This window comes from Saccharothrix syringae (genome assembly GCF_009498035.1).
Lineage (GTDB): Bacteria > Actinomycetota > Actinomycetes > Mycobacteriales > Pseudonocardiaceae > Actinosynnema > Actinosynnema syringae.
Genome location: NZ_CP034550.1, coordinates 298,194 through 322,330, shown reverse-complemented (window position 1 = coordinate 322,330; position 24,137 = coordinate 298,194). Strand labels below are relative to the sequence as shown.

At 74.0% G+C, this 24,137-nt stretch carries 21 protein-coding genes and 1 pseudogene; 14 read left to right on the top strand and 8 right to left on the bottom strand.

All coding sequences use genetic code 11. From position 1 onward, the window contains the following. Nucleotides 1-193: 193 nt before the first annotated feature. Nucleotides 194-1,312, bottom strand: a pseudogene (locus EKG83_RS01505) (TadA family conjugal transfer-associated ATPase); the annotation flags it as partial. A gap of 665 nt (nt 1,313-1,977) precedes the next feature. Continuing rightward, entirely contained in the window at nt 1,978-3,033 is a 1,056-nt protein-coding gene (gene ssd, locus EKG83_RS01500; RefSeq protein ID WP_033433488.1) for a septum site-determining protein Ssd, read from the bottom strand. 461 nt (nt 3,034-3,494) lie between these two features. Here ssd and EKG83_RS01495 point away from each other — a divergent pair, with 461 nt between their 5' ends. The 6 genes from EKG83_RS01495 (at nt 3,495) to EKG83_RS01470 (ending at nt 11,416) form a co-directional block, all read left to right on the top strand. Then, nucleotides 3,495-4,307 (top strand): HAD-IB family hydrolase, encoded by an 813-nt coding sequence (locus EKG83_RS01495; RefSeq protein WP_033433487.1) that lies wholly within the window; start codon nt 3,495-3,497, stop codon nt 4,305-4,307. A 543-nt stretch (nt 4,308-4,850) separates the two neighbouring features. Next, nucleotides 4,851-6,569: a glycoside hydrolase family 3 protein gene (locus EKG83_RS01490; protein ID WP_407690754.1), complete on the top strand. Its 1,719-nt coding sequence runs from the start codon at nt 4,851-4,853 to the stop codon at nt 6,567-6,569. After that, the gene (locus EKG83_RS01485) at nt 6,566-7,819 is read left to right on the top strand and encodes an exo-beta-N-acetylmuramidase NamZ family protein (protein ID WP_033433486.1); all 1,254 of its coding nucleotides are present in this window, start codon (nt 6,566-6,568) and stop codon (nt 7,817-7,819) included. The genes EKG83_RS01490 and EKG83_RS01485 overlap by 4 nt, the downstream gene beginning before the upstream one ends. 11 nt (nt 7,820-7,830) lie before the next feature. After that, nucleotides 7,831-9,489: a serine hydrolase domain-containing protein gene (locus tag EKG83_RS01480; protein WP_033433485.1), complete on the top strand. Its 1,659-nt coding sequence runs from the start codon at nt 7,831-7,833 to the stop codon at nt 9,487-9,489. Between the two features lie 77 nt (nt 9,490-9,566). Continuing rightward, nucleotides 9,567-10,484, top strand: coding sequence for a MurR/RpiR family transcriptional regulator (locus EKG83_RS01475; RefSeq protein WP_051766484.1), 918 nt, complete (start codon nt 9,567-9,569; stop codon nt 10,482-10,484). After that, nucleotides 10,481-11,416, top strand: a complete 936-nt coding sequence (locus EKG83_RS01470; protein WP_033433484.1) for an N-acetylmuramic acid 6-phosphate etherase — start codon at nt 10,481-10,483, stop codon at nt 11,414-11,416. The genes EKG83_RS01475 and EKG83_RS01470 overlap by 4 nt, the downstream gene beginning before the upstream one ends. Here the strand turns inward: EKG83_RS01470 and EKG83_RS01465 are convergent. After that, entirely contained in the window at nt 11,385-11,834 is a 450-nt protein-coding gene (locus EKG83_RS01465) for an Lrp/AsnC family transcriptional regulator (protein WP_211269184.1), read from the bottom strand. The genes EKG83_RS01470 and EKG83_RS01465 overlap by 32 nt on opposite strands. Nucleotides 11,835-11,940: 106 nt before the next feature. Here EKG83_RS01465 and EKG83_RS01460 point away from each other — a divergent pair, with 106 nt between their 5' ends. Together EKG83_RS01460 and kynU are read left to right on the top strand one after the other, a co-directional pair. After that, the gene (locus EKG83_RS01460; protein WP_033433483.1) at nt 11,941-12,756 is read left to right on the top strand and encodes a tryptophan 2,3-dioxygenase; all 816 of its coding nucleotides are present in this window, start codon (nt 11,941-11,943) and stop codon (nt 12,754-12,756) included. Then, entirely contained in the window at nt 12,753-13,874 is a 1,122-nt protein-coding gene (gene kynU / locus EKG83_RS01455; RefSeq protein WP_051766483.1) for a kynureninase, read from the top strand. Before EKG83_RS01460 ends, kynU begins: the two co-directional genes overlap by 4 nt. A 147-nt stretch (nt 13,875-14,021) precedes the next feature. On the opposite strand, the gene EKG83_RS01450 is transcribed toward kynU, so the two are convergent. Beyond that, entirely contained in the window at nt 14,022-14,747 is a 726-nt protein-coding gene (locus tag EKG83_RS01450; RefSeq protein WP_033433519.1) for a Fic family protein, read from the bottom strand. A 92-nt stretch (nt 14,748-14,839) separates the two neighbouring features. On the opposite strand from EKG83_RS01450, the gene EKG83_RS01445 reads away from it, so the two are divergent. The 5 genes from EKG83_RS01445 to EKG83_RS01425 all read left to right on the top strand — a co-directional run bounded on the left by EKG83_RS01445 (nt 14,840) and on the right by EKG83_RS01425 (nt 20,379). Continuing rightward, nucleotides 14,840-15,409: a GNAT family N-acetyltransferase gene (locus EKG83_RS01445; RefSeq protein ID WP_033433481.1), complete on the top strand. Its 570-nt coding sequence runs from the start codon at nt 14,840-14,842 to the stop codon at nt 15,407-15,409. Nucleotides 15,410-15,611: 202 nt separating this feature from the next. Next, on the top strand, nt 15,612-17,588 hold the full coding sequence (gene acs / locus EKG83_RS01440; RefSeq protein ID WP_033433480.1) for an acetate--CoA ligase: 1,977 nt from the start codon (nt 15,612-15,614) through the stop codon (nt 17,586-17,588). A gap of 128 nt (nt 17,589-17,716) precedes the next feature. After that, on the top strand, nt 17,717-18,913 hold the full coding sequence (gene nhaA / locus EKG83_RS01435; protein ID WP_033433479.1) for a Na+/H+ antiporter NhaA: 1,197 nt from the start codon (nt 17,717-17,719) through the stop codon (nt 18,911-18,913). A gap of 48 nt (nt 18,914-18,961) precedes the next feature. Then, nucleotides 18,962-19,432, top strand: a complete 471-nt coding sequence (locus EKG83_RS01430; RefSeq protein ID WP_033433478.1) for a phage holin family protein — start codon at nt 18,962-18,964, stop codon at nt 19,430-19,432. Nucleotides 19,433-19,437: 5 nt separating this feature from the next. After that, complete coding sequence (locus tag EKG83_RS01425; RefSeq protein WP_033433477.1) at nt 19,438-20,379, top strand: alpha/beta fold hydrolase; 942 nt, start codon at nt 19,438-19,440, stop codon at nt 20,377-20,379. A gap of 11 nt (nt 20,380-20,390) precedes the next feature. Here EKG83_RS01425 and EKG83_RS01420 read toward each other — a convergent pair whose 3' ends face one another. From EKG83_RS01420 to nth, 4 genes are read right to left on the bottom strand one after another with little or no spacing between them, the layout of a single operon-like run. After that, nucleotides 20,391-21,578: a MarP family serine protease gene (locus EKG83_RS01420; RefSeq protein WP_033433476.1), complete on the bottom strand. Its 1,188-nt coding sequence runs from the start codon at nt 21,576-21,578 to the stop codon at nt 20,391-20,393. Further along, nucleotides 21,575-22,207, bottom strand: a complete 633-nt coding sequence (locus EKG83_RS01415) for an NUDIX hydrolase (RefSeq protein ID WP_170191907.1) — start codon at nt 22,205-22,207, stop codon at nt 21,575-21,577. The genes EKG83_RS01420 and EKG83_RS01415 overlap by 4 nt, the downstream gene beginning before the upstream one ends. Nucleotides 22,208-22,242: 35 nt before the next feature. Continuing rightward, complete coding sequence (locus EKG83_RS01410; RefSeq protein ID WP_033433474.1) at nt 22,243-22,830, bottom strand: TlpA family protein disulfide reductase; 588 nt, start codon at nt 22,828-22,830, stop codon at nt 22,243-22,245. After that, nucleotides 22,827-23,594 carry an endonuclease III gene (nth, locus tag EKG83_RS01405; RefSeq protein WP_033433473.1) on the bottom strand — a complete coding sequence of 256 codons (768 nt, stop codon included), beginning with the start codon at nt 23,592-23,594 and terminating at the stop codon, nt 22,827-22,829. The genes EKG83_RS01410 and nth overlap by 4 nt, the downstream gene beginning before the upstream one ends. A gap of 205 nt (nt 23,595-23,799) precedes the next feature. On the opposite strand from nth, the gene EKG83_RS01400 reads away from it, so the two are divergent. Then, entirely contained in the window at nt 23,800-24,051 is a 252-nt protein-coding gene (locus EKG83_RS01400) for a hypothetical protein (protein WP_033433472.1), read from the top strand. Nucleotides 24,052-24,137 lie beyond the last annotated feature (86 nt).

The window sequence follows — 24,137 nt, the reverse complement described above, 5'->3', positions numbered from 1 at the left end:
CCGGCCGCCCATCGGCTGGTGCCCCGCCAGTCGAGGGTGCACCGACCAGCGCTCCGCTGCTCGAAGAGCTGTCGACCGCAGGGCAGCGCGTCGGGGACCTGCCGGTCAGCGCCTCTCCGGTCAGCGCCTCCTCGACCGGCACCTCCCCGACCGGCACCTCCCCGACCGGCGCCCCTCCGACCGGCGCCCCTCCGACCAGGGAGGCCAGGGTTTCCGCGCCCTCGTGCCACCCGCTGTCCCGGCGCCAGGCCGGTTCGACCACCGGGTCTCCGTTCTTCCGGTGGAGGACGCCGATCTCCGCCAGGTGCCGGGTGCCGTCGGCCGCGCGGCGCACGTGGAGGACCACCTTGACCGCCGCGGTCAGCTGGCTGTGCAGCGCGTGCCGGTCGAGGCCGCCCAGGGCTGCCAGGGCTTCCAGGCGCGCGGGGACCTCGGCCGGGGAGTTGGCGTGCAGGGTGCCGGCGCCCCCGTCGTGGCCGGTGTTGAGGGCGGACAGCAGGTCGCAGACCTCGGCGCCGCGGACCTCGCCCACCACGATCCGGTCCGGGCGCATGCGCAGTGCCTGGCGGACCAGGTCCCGCACGGTGATCTCGCCGACGCCCTCGATGTTCGGGCCGCGGGCCAGCAGGCGGACGAACTGCGGGTGGGCCGGGTGGAGTTCACCCGCGTCCTCCACGCAGACCACTCGTTCGTGGTGCGGTACGCAGCCGAGCAGCGCGGCGAGCAACGTCGTCTTGCCCGAGCCGGTCCCGCCGACCACCAGGAACGCCTGGCGGGCCACCACGATGGCGCGCAGCAGGTCGGCGGTCCGGTGGTCGAAGGTGCCCAGGTCCCGCAGCGTCGCCAGGTCGTGCGCCGCCGGGCGGAGGACGCGCAGGGACAGGCAGGTCGTCGGCGCGATCGGTGGCAGCACGGCGTGCAGCCGGACCGAGCCCGGCAACCAGCCGTCGACGTACGGGGCGGCGTCGTCCAGCCTCCGACCCGCCGCCACGGCCAGTCGCTGGGCCAACCGGCGGACGGCCGGTTCGCCGGGGAACGCGACACCGGTGCGGCGCAGGCCCTCGGCGCCGTCGACCCACACCTGGTCGGGCGCGGTGACCAGGACGTCCGTCGTGCCCGGGTCGCGCAGCAGCGGGTCCAGCGGGCCCGCGCCGACGAACTCCTGGCGCAGGACGGTGAGCGCGTGCTGGACCTCCTCGTCGCCCAGCACGCCGCCCGCCTCACCGCGCACGGCCGCCGCCACGGTGGCGGGGGTGAGGTCGGTGGGGCCGTTGGCCAGGCGTCGGCGGACTCGTTCGACCAGGTCGGTCACCGGATCGGGCACCAGGCCGGATGGCGAGTCGGACGGGAGGTCGGACCGCGAGCCGGTCGGCAGGCCGAGCCGCGAGCCGAGCCGCGAGCCGGTCGGGAAGCCGAACCGGGAGCCGGAGCCGGCACGCACACCGGTGGCGGTCGGGGAGGGGGTCGCCTGGTCAGTCATGGTCGGCTCCTCCACGGTCGGCTCCTCCACCACTGTCGGCCCCTCCACGGTCGGCTCCCCGGACATCGGTCCCTCGTTGTCCCGCGGGCCGGGACGGACCTCGGCGCGGTGCGGGCAGGTGATCCGCCCGCACCACCACGTGGTCCACCCGGGTGACCAGGTCGTCCGCCCGCGCGGGCCACGCGGCCCGGTCCTCGACCGGACCGCGCGGGTGCGGCACCGAAGGCACCGGGGGCGCCACGGGAACTGATGGCCCCACCGGGAGCGTTGGCACCACTGGAAGCGTTGGTACCGACGGCACCGCCGGTGGCTGTTCGACCGGTGGCGCGTGCGGCCGGAAGGTGCGGAACGCCCGGGGTGGGCGGTGCAGCGGGTGCGGCACCACCGCGGGTTTGCGGCGAACGACGGCTTCGGGGGTGGTGGGTTCGATGTCGGTGGGTTCGGGGGTGTCGGGCTCACGGCCGGGCGCCGGCCCGCGATTACGCGCGGCCTGCTGGTCAGCACGCACCGAGCACCTCCAGGACCTCCCTGGCCGCCTTGGCCAGCGGCCCCCGGCCGGCCCCCGGCACGCGACCGCTGTCCAGCGCCGCGGCCAGGCGCGGCTCGGGGCGCATGGCCGTCAGCAGCGGCACGTCGACCGCGGCCACCACCTCGGCCGCCGACAGACCCCCGGGTGCCGGGCCGCGCACCACGGCGCGCAGCCGCACGCCCCGGGCCGCCACCTGCTCGACCAGCCCCCTGGCGGCCACGCACGCCTTCACGTCCGCGGGCACGACCAGCACCGCCAGGTCGGCCCGGTCCAGGGCCGCGCACGCGGCGCCGGTCAGCTGCCGCGGCACGTCGCAGACCACCGTCCCGCCCGCGCGCCTGCCCGCCTCGACCACCGCCACCACGGCCTCGGGGGCGGGCCCCGGCCCGGTCCGGCCGCAGGACAGCACGGTGAGGCTGCCGTCACCGCGGCGCACGCCCGGCAGCGCCGAGCGGAGCGCCGCCGCGGGCACCCGGCCCTCGGTGAGCCGCAGCGCGGGCCAGCGCAGCCCCTCCTGCCGCTCCGCGCCCAGCGTCAGGTCCAGGCCGCCGCCGAGCGGGTCGCAGTCGACCAGCAGCGCGTGGCCGCCCGCGGCCAGCACGGCCCGGCCGACCGCGACCGCCAGCACGGAGGCGCCCGCACCGCCCCGCGCGCCCAGCACCGCCAGCACCCGGCCGCCGTCCACCGGGCCCTCGACCGCGTCGGCCAGCGCCGCCCGCAGCCCGCCCCGCCCGTCGGGCAACCGCACGACCTGCTCCGCGCCCAGCTCCAGGGCGCACCGCCAGGTCGCCTCCCCCGGTGGACCCGTGCCGACCACCAGCACACCGGGCCTGCGCGGCAGCCCCGCGGCGGCGCACGCGAGCGCCGCGCCCTCGTCCAGCACCACCGCGGGCGCCCCGGACCACCGGCCGCGCAGCGCGTCGACGTCGGCCACCCGCTCCAGCTCGCAGCCGACGACCGCTGCCGCGTGCAGCACCTCGTCGACCAGCGCCTCCTCGGCCACCAGGGCCACCGGTCGTCCCATCGCTTCCTCCCGAAGGCGAGTCGTGGATCTTCACGACCCACGGTGCCGAGCGGTGAGGAAGGACACAACGGCTCAAGATCAACATGTGGACAACTCGGCGGACCTGGGCCGACCCGGAGGGCGAGAGCCGCGAGGAGGGATGAACGCGAAAATACTTCAACAACCGATGCGAACCGCCGCGACGGCGGGGAGAGGTCCGCGCACCGGGCCGGGTAACCGACCCCGGACATGGGACGACCCCCGCCAGGGGGGAGGGACGGGGGTCGCCAATGGTTCAGTCCCGGGGGGTCGGACTGAACCCGTCCGGTCATGCCGGACCCGTCTACTGTATCCCCACGGGACAGGGTCACGCGTGTCTTCCATTAGAGCGACGCCGAAATTTCGTTCGACCGCACACTAAGTTCGTAAACCTGCGAACAACCTCCGGGAGCCCGTTCCGGCACCCGGCCTAAGCTTGACCGGTGACCGATCGCGCCACCGAAGGCAGTCGCGTCGCCGCGTTCTTCGACCTGGACAAGACGGTCATCGCCAAGTCGAGCACGCTGGCGTTCAGCCGGCCGTTCTTCCAAGAGGGCCTCATCAACAGGCGTGCGGTGCTCAAGAGCGCCTACGCCCAGTTCGTGTTCATGCTGGCCGGCGCGGACGCCGACCAGATGGACCGGATGCGCTCGCACATCACCGCGCTCTGCGAGGGCTGGGACGTCGAGCAGGTTCGCTCGATCGTGGAAGAGACGCTGCACGACATCGTCGACCCCCTGGTCTACAAGGAGGCCACGCAGCTCATCTCGGAGCACAAGGACGAGGGCCACGACGTGGTCGTGGTGTCCGCCTCCGGCGAGGAGCTGGTCGCGCCCATCTCCGCCATGGTCGGCGCGACGCGCAGCGTGGGCACCCGGATGGTCGTCTCGGCCGGCCGCTACTCGGGCGAGGTGGGCTTCTACTGCGCCGGGGAGAACAAGGCGATCGCGGTCAAGCAGCTCGCCGACCGGCACGACTACGACCTGACCCGCTGCTACGCCTACTCCGACTCGATCAGCGACCTGCCCCTGCTGGAGGCGGTCGGCCACCCCACCGCGGTCAACCCCGACCGCGCGCTGCGCAGGGTCGCGGAACGGCGCGGGTGGCCCGTGCTGACCTTCTCCGACCCGGTGTCGCTGCGGGCCCGCATCCCGCGCCCCTCGGGCACGGCGGTCGCCGTGACGGCCATCGGCCTCGGCGCGGCCACGGCCGCCGGCGTGGCGTGGTACGGACTGCGCAGGCGCCGCCGGAGCTGATTCACCCGCCCTTGCCCCGGACAGCGGTACCGGCGGCGGATTCCCTGGCGCGGCAACGTGAACGGCTACGCACCGTCGCTTGACCGGTGCACCCCATCGAGCCCTTGCTGTGACGCCGGACACGGATTACAAATGAGGTGCGGACTTCGGGTCGGCCAGGGGCGAAGCGGAGGAGAAGCCTCGCCCACCCCGACAGAACTCCGTGCGCGGACTTCGAGACACCCACGCGCAGCACGCCGCGGGAGGCTTGTCGTCTAGGGCCTGCGTACCGGGACGCCGGACGCCGAGGCCAGATCGGTACGACACGAGTTGCACGCCTGGTAACTCGAACGTCCGCGCTGTCGACGGTGGGCCCCTCCACGGAGGGGCCCACCGTCTGTCTGTGCAGCGATTCCCCCTTTCGAGTGGCCGTGCGCACGGCCACCCAGTCGGCCCGCCCCCGGACAATGCCCACGCAGCGCAACCCGTTGACCCGTCCCTGTGACGTGGGTAACTTGCCGATTGTCGCCACTAGTGGTGGATGATTCCCAGTGGGAGGCCGCAGTGCTCGGTCCGCTCTTCGCCGCCGTCGTGGCCGCGGCCTCCGCCGTGACCGCCCCGGTCGGCCCGCCACCCGTCCCCGACCAGGCCCGCGGGCTCACCGCCCTGGTGGCCGACCTGACGCTGGAGCAGAAGGTCGGCCAGCTGTTCGTCACCTACCTGCACGGCCAGTCGCCCGACGAGGCGCACCCCGGCAACGTGCGCGACTTCGGCGTGGCCACGCCCGCGGAGGTGGTGGCGAAGTACCAGCCGGGCGGCGTCATCTACTTCAACAACGCCAGCTACGACAACATCGACACGCCCCGGCAGGTCGCGAACCTGTCCAACGGCCTGCAGGCCGCGAGCCCCGTCCCGCTGACCGTGGCCACCGACCAGGAGGCGGGCCTGGTCACCCGCATCGGGCCGCCCGCCACCCAGTTCCCCGGCAACATGGCCCTCGGCGCCGGCCGCAGCGCGCGGGACGCCGAGCGCGCCGCCGCCGTCTCCGCCCGCGAGCTGCGCGCCATGGGCGTCAACCAGGACTTCGCGCCCGACGCGGACGTCAACTCCAACCCGGCCAACCCGGTCATCGGCGTGCGCTCGTACTCCGGCGACCCGGCGCTGGCCGCCGAGCTGACCGCCGCCCAGGTGCGCGGCTACCAGCAGACCCCGCTGTCACCGCGGTCGGTCAGCGCCACCGCCAAGCACTTCCCCGGCCACGGCGACACCGCCGAGGACAGCCACACCAGCCTGCCCACGGTCGACCGCACCGCCGAGCAGTGGCGCGCGGTGGACGCGCCGCCGTTCCGGGCGGCCATCGCCGCGGGCGTCGACTCGATCATGACCGCGCACATCCGGATGCCGGCCATCGACCCGTCGGGCGAGCCGGCCACGCTGTCCAAGCCGGTCCTGGACCTGCTGCGCGGCGAGCTCGGCTACGACGGCGTGGTCATCACCGACTCCCTGCACATGGCGGGCGTGCGGCAGCTGCACCCCGACGCCGAGGTGCCCGTGCTGGCCCTGAAGGCGGGCGTCGACCAGCTGCTGATGCCGGTGAACCTGGGCGAGGCGATCGACCGCGTGGTCGCCGCGGTGCGCTCCGGCGAGCTGACCGAGCAGCGGATCGACCGCAGCGTGCTGCGGGTGCTGCGGATGAAGTCCCTGCGCGGCCTGTTCTCCCGCGTGCCGACCACACCCGAACGGGTGGACTCCACCGTCGGCGCCGCCGAGCACCTGGCCGCCGCGCGGGCGATCACCGACCGCACCACCACCGCCGTGCGCAACGACGCGGGCGTGCTGCCCCTGGCCTCCCGCCCGACCGCCCCGCTGGTCACCGGCTGGGGTGACGCGACGACCCGCACCCTGGCCGGGCTGCTGGGCGGCACCGCGCTGCCCACCGGGTCCGCGCCGGCGGAGGCGCAGATCAGCGCCGCCGCGCGGGCCGCCGGGAACGCCGACCTCGTGGTCGTGCTGACCAACGGGCTGTCCCGCCAGCCCGCGCAGCAGGCCCTGGTGGCCCGGCTCCTGGCCACCGGCAGGCCCGTGGTCGCGGTGGCCGTGCAGAACCCGTACGACGTGGCGCACACCGCCGCGCCGACGTGGCTGGCCACCTACTCCTACAACCCGGTGGCCCTGGAATCGCTCGCCCGTGTGATCACCGGCGAGGTGCGGCCGAGCGGCAGGCTCCCGGTGGCCGTGCCGGGGCCGACGCCGTACCCCTTCGGCCACGGCCTGGGCTGGTGAGCGCGGTGGACCGCAGGGGCTTCCTCGCGGCGGGTGCCCTCGCCCTGCCCCCGCTCGGCGCCCTGGCGCAGCCGGACCACCGGCCGCCGACCCGCCCGCGACGGGTCGAGACCGGTGCGGAGCGGCTGGCCGAGCGCGGCTGGGAGCGGTTCGCCGGCCGCCGGGTCGGCGTGGTCACCAACCCGACCGGCGTGCTGCGCGACCACACGCACGTGGTCGACTCGATGGTCGCCGCCGGCCGCCCGCCGGTCGCCGCGTTCGGCCCCGAGCACGGCTTCCGCGGCACGGCCCAGGCCGGCGGCTCCGAGGGCGACTACCAGGACCCGCGCACCGGCATCCCGGTCTACGACGCGTACGGCGCGAACGCCGCCAAGCTCGCCGGCATGTTCACCAAGGCGGGCGTCGACACCGTCGCGTTCGACATCGCGGACGTGGGCGCGCGCTTCTACACCTACATCTGGACCATGTACACGGCGATGCACGCCGCCGCCCTCACCGGCGCCGAGTTCGTCGTGCTCGACCGCCCCAACCCGGTCGGCGGCACGGCCCGCGGCCCGCAGCTCGACCCGGCCCACGCCACCGGGGTGGGCCGCAAGCCCGTGGTCCAGCAGCACGGCATGACCGTCGGCGAGCTGGCGCTGCTGTTCAACGGCGAGTTCCTGCCCGACGACGGCGCCCGCGTCGAGCACCTGGAGGTGGTGGAGGCCGCCGGCTGGCGCCGCGACGACCTCGACACCGGCGTGCCGTGGGTCGCCCCGAGCCCGAACATGCCCACGCGCGACACCGCGCTGGTCTACCCCGGCACGTGCCTGTTCGAGGGCTTGGTGTTCTCCGAGGGCCGCGGCACCACCCGCCCGTTCGAGACCGTCGGCGCGCCGGGCCTGGACTGGCGGTGGGCCGAGGACCTGAACGCCCTGGGGCTGCCCGGCGTGCGGTTCCGCGAGACCTACTTCACGCCGACGTTCAACAAGTTCGCCGACCAGCTGTGCGGCGGGGTGGCCCTGCACCTCACCGACGCGCACCGGTTCGACGCGCCCCGCACCGCCGTGGCCATGATCGTCACGGCGCGCGCCCGGTACCCGCGGGTGTTCGCGTGGCGGCCGGACAACTGGATCGACAAGCTCAGCGGCTCGGACCGGCTGCGCCGCATGGTCGACGCGGGCGCGGGCACCGACGACGTGGTCGGCGCCTGGCAGGACGAGCTGGCCGCGTTCGAGCGCACCCGCCGGCCGTACCTGCGCTACCGGTAGATGGAGGAGCGATGCGCGTCCCCGCCCTGCTGATCGCGACCACCCTGCTCGCACCCCTGGTCGCGGTGACCCCCGCGCACGCCCACGGCCGCGAGGCGCGGTTCGACCAGCCGCACGCGGGTTGGTCGAACGACCTGCTCGAACCGGGTACCCCCGAGCGCGTGGGACTGGACCCGGCACCCCTGGACGAGGCGCTGGCGCGGGTCGCGCGCTACACCGAGCCCGACGCGAGCGGCCACCCGCTGTTCGCGGGCGCGGTCACGCTGTACGCGCACGAGGGCACCGTGGTGACCGAGCGGCCGGTGGGCTGGGCGGTCCGCTACGCCGACGCCTCGGGCACCGAGCTGCCCGAGGACCAGCGGGTGCCGATGACCCGCGACACGATCTTCGACGTCGCCTCGATCTCCAAGCTGTTCACCTCGATCGTGGTGATGCGCCAACACGAGCAGGGGAAGTTCGAGCTGGACGACCCGGTCGCCCGCCACCTGCCCGAGTTCGGCGTCAACGGCAAGGAGGGCATCACCGTCCGGCAGCTCCTGACCCACACGTCGGGCCTGGTGGCGTGGCTGCCGCTGTGGTCGCAGTACCCGGACGTGCCCTCCCGGGTCAAGGCCGTCATGGACACCAGGCCGGTCAACCCGCCGGGTACCGCGTACGTGTACTCCGACCTGAACCTGATCACGCTCGGCCTGCTGGCGGAGAGGTGGTCGGGCCGGAAGCTGGACGAGCTGGTCCGCCGGGACATCACCGCGCCGCTGGGCCTGGTGGACACCGGCTACAACCCGCCCGCGAGCAAGCTGGACCGGATCGCGGCCACCGAGTACCAGGCGGGCCGGGGCCTGGTCCGCGGCGTGGTGCACGACGAGAACGCCTGGTCGCTGGGCGGCGTGGCCGGGCACGCGGGCGTGTTCTCCACCGCGCGCGAGCTGGCCGTGCTCGGCCAGGCCATCCTCAACGGCGGCCACCACGCGGGCCGGCGCGTGCTGCGCCCGGAGACGGTCGAGCTGATGCTCACCGACTTCAACCAGGGCTTCCCCGGCAACTCCCACGGCCTGGGCTTCGAGCTGGACCAGCGCTGGTACATGGGCGCGCTGACCTCGCCGCGGACCGCCGGGCACACCGGGTTCACCGGCACCACGCTGGTGCTCGACCCGCTGTCGCGGTCGATCGCGGTGCTGATGACCAACCGCGTGCACCCGACCCGGGACTGGGGCTCGATCAACCCGGCGCGCCGGGTGGTGGCCGACGGCCTGGCGCGGGCGCTGGCGGTGAAGCCCCGGCACGGCACCGCGTGGACGCCCGAGACCGGCGGCGGCACGCTCACCACCCGCGACCTCGCGCGCCGCGCCGGCGGGCAGGTGCTGTCCTTCTCCGCGTTCGTGGACCTCGACCCCGGCGACCGGGTCGTCGTGGAGGCGACCAACGACGGGACCTCCTGGCGCGATGTCCGGGTGTTGGCCGGTTACGGGCAGCGGCGGTGGGAGCGCGTCGAGGTGGTGACCGAGGCGGCGCTGCGGTATCGCTGGCGGTACGAGCGGGGCACGGGCTACGGCGGTCGTGGTGTTTACGTCGACACCGTGCGCATTACCGACCACCACGGTGTGTTGCTCGACGCGGAGCGAGAAGCCGACGGCCTTCACGCCACAGGGTGGCGAGTCGCGGACCGATAGTTACGCCAGGTAACGGTTGGAGCAGCAAACGCCCACTCTGCGTTGACCCTTCATCGCGCGGTTAGTAAGTTTCCCACGTGTCCTCTGAGAGCACCGCCGACACCAGCCCCCTGGTCACCATCCGCTCGCTGCTGCCGGGCCTGGCCCGCGCCGAGCAGCGGGTGGCCAAGGTGGTGCTGGACAACCCGGCGACCGTCGCCCACCGCAGCATCACCGAGGTCGCCGAGGCCGCGGGCACCAGCGAGACGACGGTGACCCGGTTCTGCAAGGCCATCGGCGTCGGCGGCTACCCGGAGCTGCGCATCGCGCTGGCCGCCGACACCGCCCGCACGGCCGCGCGCGCCGACCGGGACCTCGGCGGCGACATCGGGCCGGGCGACGACCTGCGGCAGGTCGTGGGCAAGGTCGCGTTCGCCGACGCGAGGGCGGTCGAGGAGACCGCCGAGCAGCTGAACGTGGAGACCCTGCAGGCGGTCGTGCAGGCGGTCGCGGGCGCGCGGCGGGTCGACGTGTGCGGGTTCGGCGCCAGCGCGTTCGTCGCGTTCGACCTCCAGCAGAAACTTCACCGGATCGGGCGTACCTGCTTCGCCTGGAACGACCCCCACATCTCGCTCACCTCCGCCGCCGTGCTCACCCCCGAGGACGTCGCGGTCGGCATCTCGCACACCGGCTCCACCGCGGAGACGGTGGAGTCCCTGCGGGTGGCCCGGCAGCACGGCGCGACCACCGTGGCGCTGACCAACTTCCCGCGCTCGCCGATCAGCGAGGTCGCCGACCACGTGCTGACCACGGCCGCGCGCGAGACCACGTTCCGCTCCGGCGCCATGGCCAGCCGGATCGCGCAGCTCACCGTGATCGACTGCCTGTTCATCGGCGTCGCGCAGCTGCACGTGGACAGCGCCAAGACGGCCCTGGAGGCCACCTACGACGCGGTGTCGGGGCACCGCCTGGGCGCCCGGCCGGACGGCAGGCGGCGCCGGGAGTCGGGTAAGTGACGCCGCCGCGGCACGGCGTCGCGGTCCGGGTGGACTCCCCGACCGAGGCCCGCAACCCCGGGACCACCGACATCGACCGGGTCTCCACGCTGGACGTGCTGCGCCTGATCAACACCGAGGACCACCGGGTGCCCGACGCCGTGGGCGCCGTGCTGCCGGAGCTGGCGCGGGCCGTCGAGCTGGCCGTGGGGGCGCTGCGCGCGGGTGGGCGGGTGCACTACGTGGGCGCGGGCACGTCCGGCCGGCTGGCCACCCTCGACGCGGCCGAGCTGGTGCCGACGTTCAACGTGCCGCCGGACTGGTTCCTGGCCCACCACGCGGGCGGCCACGAGGCGCTGGTGCGCGCGGTGGAGGACGTGGAGGACCAGGCGGCGGGCGGCGCGGCCGAGATCCGGCGGCACGCCTCGCCCGGTGACCTGGTGGTCGGCGTGACCGCGTCCGGCCGCACCCCGTTCGTGATCGCGGCGCTGGCCGAGGCGCGGCTGCTGGGCGCGAGCACCGTCCTGGTGTCGAACAACCCGACCGCGCCCGCCCCGGCCTACGTGGACGTGCTGGTCGCGCTGGACACCGGTCCCGAGGCGATCGCGGGCTCCACCCGGATGAAGGCGGGCAGCTCGCAGAAGCTGGTGCTGACCTCGTTCTCCACCGCGGTGATGGTCCGGCTCGGGCGCACCTACTCCAACCTGATGGTGTCCATGCGCGCCACCAACGCCAAGCTGCGCGGGCGCACCCTGCGCATCCTGCGCGAGGCCACCGGGCTCGACGAGGCCGAGTGCTCGACCGCGCTGGCCGCCTCGGGCGACGACCTGAAGGTGGCCCTGGTGCACCTGCTGGCCGACGTGCCCGCGGCCCGCGCCGCCGAGGCCCTGGAGAGCACCCAGGGGCACGTCCGGCAGGCGCTCAGCCTGCTGTCACCGGGCGCCACGGGATAGGCGTCGACAGCACCATCGCGCTTGAGGTCTCGCCGTAGCCGCCCAGCCGCACCAGCAGCCGCTCCAGCTCGCTGATCGAGGTGGTCACCACCTTGACCACCGAGCAGATGTCACCGGTCAGCCGCACCACCTCCACCACCTCGGGGCAGTCGTCGAGCAGCTCCGGGTGCACCGTGATGCACCGCGGGCCGTAGCACTTCATCCGCACCAGGGCGATCACCGGCCGGCCCACCGCCGTCGGGTCCACCGCCGCCCGGTAGCCGGTGATGACGCCCGCGTTCTCCAACCGCCGCACGCGCTGCGCGACCGTCGGCGGCGAGACGTGCACCCGCCTGGCCAGCTCGTTGTAGGACAGGCGCGCGTCCTCCTGGAGCGCTCCCAGCAGGGCCCAGTCCACGCGGTCCAGCTCGATGCTCACGATCCCGAAGTTACCGCGGCACGGACTTGACGATCGCAAGAAGTTCACCGGCCAACACCGTTCGACGCCCATTCAACTCACCCGAACGCGCGGCGATGATGTGGTCATGACTTGTCCGGTCTCACCCAAACTCGACTTCGGCGGCACGACGCCCTACGAGGACTACGTGCACGCCTCGGTGCTGCACGGCCTGCAACGGCAGTGGTCCGACGACCCGCGCGAGATGTCGTTCCTGGTGATCACCCAGGTCATGGAGCTGTACTTCGGCCTGCTGTGCTTCGAGTGGCGGCAGGCCCAGAAGGAGCTGCGGGCCGACGACCTGCGCGCCGCCGTGCGCACCCTGCGCCGCAGCGAACTGCACATGCAGGCGCTCAACGCGGCGTGGCGGCCCATCGCGCGGATGACCCCGGCGGAGTTCAACTCGTTCCGCGACGCCCTCGGCGAGGGCTCGGGCTTCCAGTCCGGCCGCTACCGCGAGGTGGAGTTCCTGCTCGGCGAGAAGTCGCGGTCGATGCTCGTGCCGCACCGGGCCGTGCCGCGGCAGCACGAGGCGCTGGAGGCGCTGCTCGACGAGCCGAGCCTGTACGACGACGTGCTCGCCGCCCTCCACCGGCAGGGCCTGCCGATCCCGGCCGACGTGCTCGACCGCGACGTCAGCGAGCCCTACGAGCCGAACGGGCAGGTCGAGGCCGTGTGGGCGGAGGTCTACCGCGGCGGTTCCCGCGACCTGCTGGAACTGGGCGAGGCGCTGACCGACATCGCCGAGGAGTTCGCCCGCTGGCGCTACGACCACCTGCTGGCCACCCGGCGCTCCATGGGCGCCAAGACCGGCACCGGCGGTTCGGCCGGGGTCGCGTGGCTGGAGAAGCGCACGCGGCGTTCCGTCTTCCCCGAGCTGTGGACCGCGAGGAGCTACGTGTGAACGACCCGTTGGCGCACGTCCGCGACCTGTTCGACCTGGACGACGACGTCGTCTACCTCGACGGCAACTCGCTGGGCGCGCCGCCCAGGGTGGTGGCCGAGCGGGTGCGGGAGGTCGTCCGGGAGCAGTGGGGCAGGCGGCTCATCCGCGGCTGGTCCGAGGGCTGGTGGGAGGCGCCCGAGCGGATCGGCAACCGGATCGGGCGGCTGCTCGGCGCCGCGCCCGGGCAGGTGCTGGTGGCCGACTCGACCAGCGTGAACCTGTTCAAGGCGCTGATGGCGGCGGTGCGCAACACCGACCGGGCCGAGATCGTGGTCGACGCCGGCACGTTCCCCAGCGACGGGTACGTGGCGCGGTCGGTGGCCGAGCTGACCGGGCTGGCGCTGCGGCCCGCCCCGCCCGAGGACCTGGACCTGCGCGACACCACGGCGGTGGTGCTGCTCAACCACGTGGACTACCGCACCGGGCGGCTGCTCGACATGGCGGAGCTGACCGCGCAGGCGCACGCGGTGGGCGCGAAGGTCGTGTGGGACCTGTGCCACAGCGCGGGCGTGCTGCCGATCGAGCTGGACGCGCTGGGCGTGGACCTCGCGGTGGGCTGCACGTACAAGTTCCTCAACGGCGGGCCGGGGTCGCCGGCGTTCATCTACGTGCCCCGGCACGGGCAGGCCGCGTTCGAGCAGCCGCTGACCGGGTGGACGGGGCACGAGGTGCCGTTCGCGATGGACCCGGAGTACCGGCCGGACCCCGGCGTGTCCCGGGCGCGCGTCGGCACGCCGGACATCATCTCGATGCTCGCCCTGGAGGCGGCGCTGGAGGTCTGGGACCACGTCGACCTGCGGGACGTGCGGGCCAAGGGCCTGGCGCTGACCGCGCACTTCCGGTCACTGGTCGAGGGGCTGCCCGGCATCGAGGTGATCACCCCGGCCGACGAGTGGCGCGGGCACCAGGTCTCGCTCCGCCACCCCGACGCCGACCGCCTCGTGGAGCGGCTGGCCGAGCGTCAGGTCATCGGCGACCACCGCCCGCCCGACGTGCTCCGCTTCGGCTTCGCCCCGCTCTACAACACCTTCGACGAGGCCACCCGAGCCGCCACCACCCTCAAAGAACTCCTCTGAGCGGTCGACTCGCGGTGTCCCACTGGAGGACACGCGGTGCTCGACTGGAGGACACGCCGGTTACAAGACCAACCACCGGCGTGTCCTCCACTCAGACACCGCGTGTCCTCCGGTCCGGCACCGCGTGTCCTCCGGTCGGGCGCGGGGTCAGGGGGTGGCGGCGTCGGCGATGCTTCGGGCTTCTCGGGCGCCGGATTCGAGGGCCTCGCAGTAGAAGAGGAGCCACTGGCGGACGCCGTCGGGGTCGCCGGTGGAGAAGGCGTGCAGGGCGGCGGTGTAGTCGTTGCCGCGGCGCAGGCACATCACCTCGGGGACGCCGAGCGACTTCGGGTCCAGGCCCGTCGCCATCGAGGTGAGGCGGGAGGCGGCGCGGGCCACCACGCCGTTGGCCGTGGCGAACGGCGACAGCGTCATCAGCTCGCCGTGCACGACGGCCACCAGCAGGGCGCCGGGCACCGAGGTCCCGCCGGTCACCAGGTGGGCCAGCAGGTCCAGGCGCTCGGTGACGCCGGGCACCGGGCGCGGTCGGCCGGGGTCGGCGTCGAGGTCGGCGGCGGCCAGCACGTGCAGGCGGGCCAGGGCCTGGAGCGGCGCGCGGCGCCAGGTCGGGAACACCGCGCCCAGCGCCTCGGCCACGCGCAGGGAGCCGGCCAGCACCGGGTCGGTCACCGCGCCGTCCGACGGGATCGCCGTCGCACCGCCGTCGATGGCCGCCGACGCGCGGGCGGCCCGCACGGACGCCTCGGCCGCGGTGGTCGCCCAGCCGCGCAGGTTGACGCGGTGCCGGTGCACCTGGAACACGGCTTCGCGGGCCGCGTCGGCGGCCTCGGGCACACCGGGCAGGTCCAGCAGCGGGGCGAGCGGGTCGGTCACGCCACCGAACACTACCCGCCGGTAAGTGGCCCTTTGAACAACCCTGGAATTGGCCATTACGGATGGCCACTCGCCGCACTAGCGTCCGGGGCATGAACTGGTACGACCGCCCGGTGCTCGTCGGTGCCCACGTCCGCCTCGAACCCCTGGCGCCCCACCACGCCGAGGGCCTGCACGAGGCCGGCAAGGACCCGGAGGTCTGGACCTGGCTGAGCACGCCCCAACCCCGGGACGTCGACGACACCCGCACCTACGTCGAGCGCGCCCTGGCCGACCCCGCCCGCCTCGCCTGGGCGCAGGTCGACCCGCGCACGGGCGAGGTGGCGGGCACCACCTCCTACTACGAGATCGACCCGACCCACCGCGGCCTCTACATCGGCCACACCTGGATCGGCACGCGCTGGCAGCGCACCGCGCTGAACACCAACGCCAAGTTCCTACTGCTCCGACGCGCCTTCGAGGACCTGGGCGCGCACCGCGTCGGCTGGCACACCGACCTGCGCAACGAGCGCTCGCAGCGCGCCATCGAACGCCTCGGCGCCACCCGCGAGGGCGTCCTGCGCGTGCACCGGATCCGCCCGGACGGGACGCTGCGGGACACCGTCGTGTACTCGATGACCGCCGAGGAGTGGCCGCGGCTGAAGGCCCGCCTCGCGACGTGACGCGGCTCACGGGACGTGCCGCTGGTCGCAACTTAGGTGTCGTTCGGCGGGAACACCATGGTCAGGCGCGGGTGGCCGGGTTACACAGTTACCCACGCGTTTCGAACTCGGCCGAAATTGGTCTGAACCTTTTGGGTGCGCAGTGAGCTGAATCGCACTACGGTCAGTGCGCACCCCACGGATTCAGGAGGTACGCCCCGCCATGACAGAGCCGCAAGCCGCGCTGGACAACCTGCTGACGGAGAACAGGACGTTCCCGCCCAGCGAGGAGTTCGCCGCCCAGGCCAATGCGACCGCCGCGCTCTACGGGGAGGCCGACGCCGACCGCGAGGCGTTCTGGGCGAAGCAGGCCGAGCGGCTGTCCTGGGACACCCCGTGGACGCAGGTCCTCGACTGGTCGGACGCCCCGTTCGCGAAGTGGTTCGTCGGCGGCAGGCTCAACGTCGCCTACAACTGCGTCGACCGGCACGTGGAGTCCGGCCACGGCGAGCAGGTCGCCATCCACTGGGAGGGCGAGCCCGGCGACAGCCGCGCCATCACCTACGCCGACCTGCAGCGCGAGGTCTCCAAGGCGGCCAACGCCCTGGCCGAGCTGGGCGTCGGCGCCGAGGACCGGGTCGCCATCTACATGCCGATGGTCCCCGAGGCGATCTTCGCCATGCTCGCCTGCGCCCGCGTCGGCGCGCTGCACAGCGTGGTGTTCGGCGGCTTCTCCGCCGAGGCGCTGCGCACCCGCATCGAGGACTCGCGGGCCAAGCTGGTCATCACCACCGACGGCCAGTACCGGCGCGGCAACCCGGCCCCGCTCAAGCCCGCCGTCGACGAGGCCGTCGCCAACGCCGCCACCGTCGAGCACGTGCTCGTGGTCCGGCGCACCGACACCGAGGTCGCCTGGACCGAGGGCCGCGACGTGTGGTGGCACGACGTGGTCGACCGCCAGTCCGACCGGCACACCCCCGAGGCGTTCGACTCCGAGCACCCGCTGTTCATCCTCTACACCTCGGGCACCACGGGTAAGCCGAAGGGCATCCTGCACACGTCGGGCGGCTACCTCACCCAGGCGTCGTACACCCACCACAACGTGTTCGACCTCAAGCCGGACACCGACGTCTACTGGTGCACCGCCGACATCGGCTGGGTGACCGGGCACAGCTACATCGTCTACGGCCCGCTGTCGAACCGGGTGACGCAGGTCGTCTACGAGGGCACGCCGAACACCCCGCACGAGGGCCGGCACTGGGAGATCATCCAGAAGTACGGCGTGTCGATCTACTACACCGCGCCGACGCTGATCCGCACCTTCATGAAGTGGGGCGCGGACATCCCGGCCAAGTACGACCTGTCGAGCCTGCGCGTGCTGGGCAGCGTCGGCGAGCCGATCAACCCCGAGGCGTGGATCTGGTACCGGGAGCACATCGGCGCCGGCAAGACCCCGGTCGTCGACACCTGGTGGCAGACCGAGACCGGCGCGATCATGATCTCCCCGCTGCCCGGCGCCACCTCCACCAAGCCCGGCTCGGCGCAGCGCCCGCTGCCCGGCGTGTCGGCCAAGGTGGTGGACGACCAGGGCAACGAGGTCGGCAAGGGCGGTGGCGGCTACCTGGTGCTCGACCAGCCGTGGCCGTCGATGCTGCGCGGCATCTGGGGCGACGAGGAGCGCTACCGCGACACCTACTGGTCGCGGTTCGGCGAGCAGGGCTTCTACTTCGCGGGCGACGGCGCCAAGTACGACGCGGACGGCGACATCTGGCTGCTGGGCCGGGTGGACGACGTGATGAACGTGTCCGGGCACCGCATCTCCACCACCGAGGTCGAGTCCGCGCTGGTCTCGCACCCGACGGTGGCCGAGGCGGCGGTGGTCGGCGCCACCGACCCGACCACCGGCCAGGGCATCGTGGCGTTCGTCATCCTGCGCGGCGGCGTGGCCGAGGGCTCCGACGGCGCGGAGGCGATCAAGGCGCTGCGCGACCACGTGGCCAAGGAGATCGGCCCGATCGCCAAGCCGCGGCAGATCATGGTCGTGCCGGAGCTGCCGAAGACCCGCTCGGGCAAGATCATGCGCCGCCTGCTGCGCGACGTGGCGGAGAACCGGCAGGTCGGCGACGTGACCACGCTCGCCGACTCGTCCGTGATGGACCTCATCTCCAGCGGCCTGAAGTCGGGCTCCGGGGAGGACTGAGCACGTCGCCGGACGGGGTGCCTCTCGACGGGAGGCGCCCCGTCCGGTGCGTTAGGGTGGTTCCCGGTGAGCCGGGAAGCCTGGTCGGCACGAGGACGAGCCGTGCCCGACGACCCCCGGAGCCCACCTTGACCCGCAAGCGCGAGACCGTCGCGGAGTTCGCCCGCTACCTGCGCACCGAGACCGTCGGCGGCGTGCTGCTGCTCGGTGCCACCGCCCTGGCGCTGATCTGGGCCAACTCGCCGCTCTCCGGCGCGTACACCGCGCTGCGGGACCTCCGGCTCGGCCCGGCGTCGCTGCACCTGGACCTCAGCGTCGGCGACTGGGCCAAGGACGGCCTGCTGGCGGTCTTCTTCTTCGTCGCGGGCCTGGAGCTCAAGCGCGAGCTGGTGATCGGCGAGCTGGGCAACGTCCGGTCCGCGGTGCTGCCGGTCGTCGCGGCCGTCGGCGGCATGGTGGTCCCGGCGGGAATCGCGCTGGTGGTCGGCCGGGGTCAGCCGGGCATCGAGCAGGCGTGGGCGATCCCGGTGGCCACGGACATCGCGTTCGCGCTCGGGGTGCTGGCGCTGACCGCGTCGGGGCTGCCCGCGAGCCTGCGGGTGTTCCTGCTCAGCCTGGCCGTGGTGGACGACCTGGGCGCGATCGCGATCATCGCGGTGCTGTTCACCGCCCACTTCAACGCCCTGGCCGCGGTGGCCGCGGTGGCGCTGCTGGCCCTGTACGCGTACCTCCAGCACCGGCGGGTCACCACGCCCTGGCTGTACGTGCCGATCGCGGTCGGCACGTGGGTCGCGGTGCACGCGGCGGGCGTCCACGCCACCATCGCCGGCGTCGCCCTGGCGCTGCTGACCCGCGTGCGCCGGGACCACTACGAGCGCGAGGCGCCCGCGCTGCGGCTGGAGCACCGGCTGCAGCCGTGGTCGGCGGGGGTGGCGGTGCCGGTGTTCGCGCTGTTCGCCGCGGGCGTGCCGGTGAACGGCGAGGCGCTGTCCGGCCTGTTCCGCGACCCGCTGGCGCTGGGCGTGATGACCGGCCTGGTGGTGGGCAAGGTGGTCGGCATCGTCGGGGCGTCGGCGCTGGCCGTGGTGCTCCGGGTCGCCGTGTGGCCCAGCGGCGCCGGGCCGCGCGACATCGTCGCGGTCGCGGTGCTCGGCGGCGTCGGGTTCACCGTCAGCCTGCTCATCGCGGACCTCTCGCTCGACGGCGCGGCGGCCGAGCAGGCCAAGGCCGCCGTGCTGCTGGCGTCCCTGACGGCGTCGCTGCTGGCCTCGGTGCTGCTGGTCCGGCGCAGCCGCGCGCACCAGCGCGCCGACACGGAAGGGTGATCCGCCGGTCGGTCGGCCCGCGCGGGCCGACCATGGCACGATGGCGCGGTGACCAGCGCTCGGGAGAACACCAACGGCAGCGGGCTGCCACCTGTCCCGTCGATCCCGTTGACCGCGGAGAGCGCGGCGAAGATCGCCGGTGAGACGTCCATCGGCGGGCTCGTGCGCGACGCGACCGCCCACCTGTCCACCCTGGTCAGGGCCGAGGTGGAGCTCGCCAAGTCCGAGGTCGCCGGCGAGATCAGGAAGGGCGTGAAGGGCAGCGTCTACTTCATCGTCGCGCTGACGGTGCTGCTGTTCAGCTCGTTCTTCTTCTTCTTCTTCGGCGCGGAACTGCTGGACGTGTGGCTGCCCCGGTGGTCGGCGTTCCTGATCGTGTTCGGCGTGATGCTGCTGACCGCGGTCCTGTTCGCGCTGCTCGGCGTCCGCAAGCTCAAGAAGCTGCGCGCGCCGCAGCGGACCATCGACTCGGCCCGCGACACGGTGGCGGCCATCCGGAACCGCGGCGAGGACCGCTGAAGGCCGTGGCCCTGCCGCCCGACCCGTCGACCGCTCGGGTGCCCGGCCCCTGGGCGCACCGGGACGTGTCCGCCAACGGCATCCGCCTGCACGTGGCGGAGCTGGGCGACGGGCCGCTGGTGCTGCTGCTGCACGGGTTCCCCGAGTTCTGGTGGTCGTGGCGGCACCAGCTGCCCGCGCTCGCCGAGGCCGGGTACCGGGCGGTGGCGGTGGACCTGCGCGGCTACGGCGACTCGGACAAGCCGCCGCGCGGCTACGACGGGTTCACCCTGGCCGGCGACGTCGCCGGGCTGGTCAAGGCCCTCGGCGAGACGCGGGCGCACCTGGTCGGCCACGCGTGGGGCGGCATGCTGGCGTGGACGGTCGGCGCGATGCACCCGCGCCTGGTCGCCTCGGTGACCGCGCTGGCCGCGGCGCACCCGCTGGCGCTGCGCCGGGCGATCCGCCGCGACCCGCGCGGCCAGGGCCGGGCCAGCGGGCACGTGTTCGGGTTCCAGCTGCCGGTCCTCCCCGAGCGCAGGCTGACCAAGGACGGCGCCGCCGCGGTCGGCGCCCTGTTCACCTCCTGGTCGGGTCCGAAGTGGACGGTGTCGCCGGAGTTCGACGAGGTGGTGCGCCGCAACCGCGCGGCCGCCCTGGTGCCGGGGGTCGCGCACTCCGCCCTGGAGTACTACCGCTGGGCCGTGCGCTCGCAGCTGCGCAGCGACGGCCGCCGCTTCACCGAGGCCGTCGACCGGCGCCTGGAGGTGCCGGTGCTCCAGGTGCACGGCGCCCTGGACCCGGTGGTGCTGGAGTCCACCGCGGCCGGCTCGGGCCGCTGGGTGGGACCGCGCTCGTCGTTCCGGGTGCTGCCGGAGGTCGGGCACTTCCCGCACGAGGAGGCGCCGCACACCACGACGAAGCTGATCACCGGCTTCCTGGGCCGGGTCCAGCCGGCGCGGGGCTAGCCGGCACGGGGCTAGCTGGCGCAGGTCTGGGTGGAGGCCCGCCGGACGAGCGTCGGCGCCTCGGCCACCTCCTCGGCGACCTCCTTCGCGGTCAGCACGAACCCGGTCTCCTGGTCGTCCACGGCCGCGCCGAACACCACGCCCATCACCCGGCCCTGCGGGTCCACCAGCGGGCCGCCGGAGTTGCCGCTGCGCACCTTCGCCCGCACCGTGTAGACGTCCCGCGTCACGGTCACCGCGTCGTAGATGTCCGGCCCGCGCAGCATGGGTATCCGCTCGCGCACCCGCGCCGCGGACGCGGTGTACGGGCCGTCCAGCGGGTAGCCCAGCACGATCCCGTCCTCGCCCTGGGCGATCTCGTCGGTGCGGAACTCCAGCGGCGCGGCGTCCAGGTCGGGCACGGCCAGGATGGCGACGTCGGTCTGCGCGTCGTAGTGCACGACCGTCGCGTCGAACTGCCCGCGCCCCACCTCGACCGCGACCTCCGTGGTGCCCGCGACGACGTGCGCGTTGGTCATCACCCGCTCGGGCGCGATCACGAACCCGGTGCCCTCCAGGGCCCGCGAGCACGACGGCGCCCGCCCGCGCACCTTGAGCACGCTGGGCTGAAGCCGCTGCACGACCGGGTTGTCGCCCAGCGCCGGGTCGGGCGGTTCGACGTCCTTGAGCGGGGTGCGGTCGAACGGGTTGACCGCGGCCGGGAAGCCCGAGACGTCGAACAGGTCGCTCAGGTCGTCGGCCAGGTCCCGGGCCGCCTGCGGCATGGCGCCGTCGACCGTCGACAGGATCACCGACTGGTTCAGGCCCCTGGTCAGGCCGGGCATGCCCGCGACCATGGTCAGCGGCAGCGCGATCATCCACGCCACCACGAACACCACGGCGCCCTGCACGACCGCGCCCAGCGCGTTGTCCGCGCCGCGCAGCGGGCTGGAGTTGACCCGCGGCTTGAGGGTCCGGCCCACGTAGACGCCCAGGGTCTCGCCCAGGGCCACCAGCAGCACCACCACGCCGACCGCGAAGACCACCTTGGTCACCACGTTGTCGAACTCGGCGACCACCAGCGGGGCGAGCTGGGTGCCCAGCACCAGGCCGACGAGCACGCCGACGAAGGCGGGCAGCGCGACGACCATGCCCTGTCGGGCGCCGGAGACCGCGGCGAACGCGGCGAGCGCGAGCACGAGCAGGTCGACCCAGTTCACGGCACCTCCGTCGCGCGCAGGGCGAGGTCGAGGTCACGCACGTCCGAGGTGTCCCACGGCCGTTCCCACCCGCCGAGCGCCAGCAGCCCGCTGAGCAGCCCGGCGGTGAAGCCCCACACCAGCATGCCCGGCGCGGAGAACGCGGGCCCGACGTAGCCCGCCTGGTGGCGCACCCGGAACCGGTTGGCCGGGTCCGCCAGGTGCGCGACCGGCACCCGCGCCACCGCGGCGGTCTCGGCCGGGTCGACCGGCGCGACCGGGGAGGGCCGCGCCCAGTGCGCCAGCACCGGGGTGACCACGAAACCGGACACCGGCACGTACAGCTCGGGCAGCGTCGCCAGCGGCCGCACGCCCTCGCGCAGCACGCCGGTCTCCTCGAACGCCTCGCGCAGCGCGGTGTCCACCGGCCCGTCGTCGGTCGGGTCGGCCGCGCCGCCGGGGAAGGCGACCTGGCCGGGGTGTGAGCCGAGGGTGTCGGCGCGGCGCAGCAGCAGCACGTCGGGCCCGTCCGGGCCCTCGCCGAACAGCACCAGCACCGCGGCCGCGCGGCCGGTGCCCGGCGGCGGCGCGGAGATGCGGGTGAAGGCGCGGGCGTCGATCTCCGCGGTGGCCTTGAGCAGGCCGCTCATCCAGTCCGGGACGTCGCCCGGTTCGACCGGGGCGGTCACCCGACCACCTCGCGCACCTGCTCCACCGACTCGAACACGGGCGGGTCGGCCACCTCGGTCAGCGCGCCGTCCCCGCCCACCACGACGCTGAGCGGCAGCCCGGGGCGCGCCCGGACCGCCGCGCGCACCGCGTCGGCCGGGTCGTGCACCGCGGGCAGGCGGACGCCCAGCTTGGCCAGCAGCTCCAGACCGTCCCCCTCCTTGCTGCCCACGAGCACCGCCACCACCGGCACGGCGCCCGGCTCGCGCGAGTAGGCGTCGAGCACCTTGAGCTCTTCCTGACAGGGAACGCACCAGGTGGCCCAGAAGTTCACCAGGGCCCGGCCGGGCAGCGCGCCGGCCAGGTCGAGCGGGGTGCCGTCGCCCAGGCAGGTCACCTCGACGCCGCGCAGCGCCGCCGGCCCGCCGGTGCCGGAGGGGCACGGCGGCAGGGCGGCGCGCTCGCGCAGCAGGCCGAGGTCCTGCGCGGGTCGGGACGGCGTGCTCTCGGCGGCCGGCGGGTCGTCCGCGCGCGGCCACAGCGCGACGGCGCCCGCCACCGCCAGCACCAGGACGACGACTGCCCACCGCGCTCGGGCGCTCACGCCAGCTTCTCCCCCGCCCGCACGCGCTCGGCCAGCTCGATCAGGTGCGGCGCCTCCTCGCCCTTGACCAGCTTCTGCGCCTTGACCGGGTCGACCTGGCCGACGCCGTAGGACGGGCACAGCGGGGCGAGCAGGCAGGCACCGCAGGCGGGTGTCCGGGCGTGGCAGACGCGGCGGCCGTGGAAGATCGTGCGGTGCGACAGCAGCGTCCACTCCCGGCGCTCGACCAGCGGGCCCACCGCGTGCTCGACCTTGACCGGGTCCTCCTCGGCGGTCCAGCCCCAGCGGCGGGTCAGCCGGCCGAAGTGGGTGTCCACGGTGATCCCGGGCACGCCGAACGCGTCGCCGAGCACCACGTTCGCGGTCTTGCGGCCCACGCCGGGCAGGGTGACCAGGTCCTCCAGCCTGCCGGGCACCTCGCCGCCGAACCGCTCCACCAGCGCGGCGCCCAGGCCCTGCAGGGAGGCCGCCTTGTTCCGGTAGAAGCCGGTGGGGCGGATCAGCTCCTCCAGCTCGGCGCGGTCGGCCGAGGCGAAGTCCCGCGCGGTCCGGTAGCGCCGGAACAGCGCGGGCGTGACCTGGTTCACCCGGACGTCGGTGGTCTGGGCGGAGAGCACCACCGCGACGAGCAGTTCGAGCGGGTTGGTGAAGTTCAGCTCGCAGTGCGCGTCGGGGTAGCCGAGGGCGAGCACGCGGGTCATCCGGCGCGCCCGGCGGACCAGCCCCAGCCTCGTCTCCGGCTGCTTCACCGCGCTCTTCGCCATGCTCGAACACTACTGCGTCTGCCGGAGTCACATGACGTACCGGTTCACCGCGCGGGGGCGTTTGACCGCTCACGATCGCGGGGAACAGAACGGCGAGCAACCAGCACCCAGTCACGGACGTCCCCCGTACGAACCGCACGACGACACGCTGGAGTGACCCCCTCTTGATGCACCCGCGAGTGGATGCGCAAGGATCGGAGCCATCATGACTGCCTGGTTCGTCATCGCCGTTCCGATCGTGATCATGTTCTTCGCGCTCTTCATGGAGCGCGTCGAAGCTCGTCTCCGGCACGTGGCGGTGCAGGAGGACGAGGTCGAGGAGTTCCTGGAGTCGGCCCGCCCCGACGAGGTCAGGGCGCTCTACGGGCACGGCATCGGCCGCGCGCTGGAACTGTTCCGGCTGCGCAGGCTGGGCGGTCGTGCCAGGAACCTGCGGCAGCGGCGCATCCGCCGCTAAGCGGGAGCAGGACCGGCGAGGCCCTCGGGGTCAAACCCCCGGCGGGCCTCATCGGGCTGTCCTGGGTGCTGTGGCGGCGCGCCGAA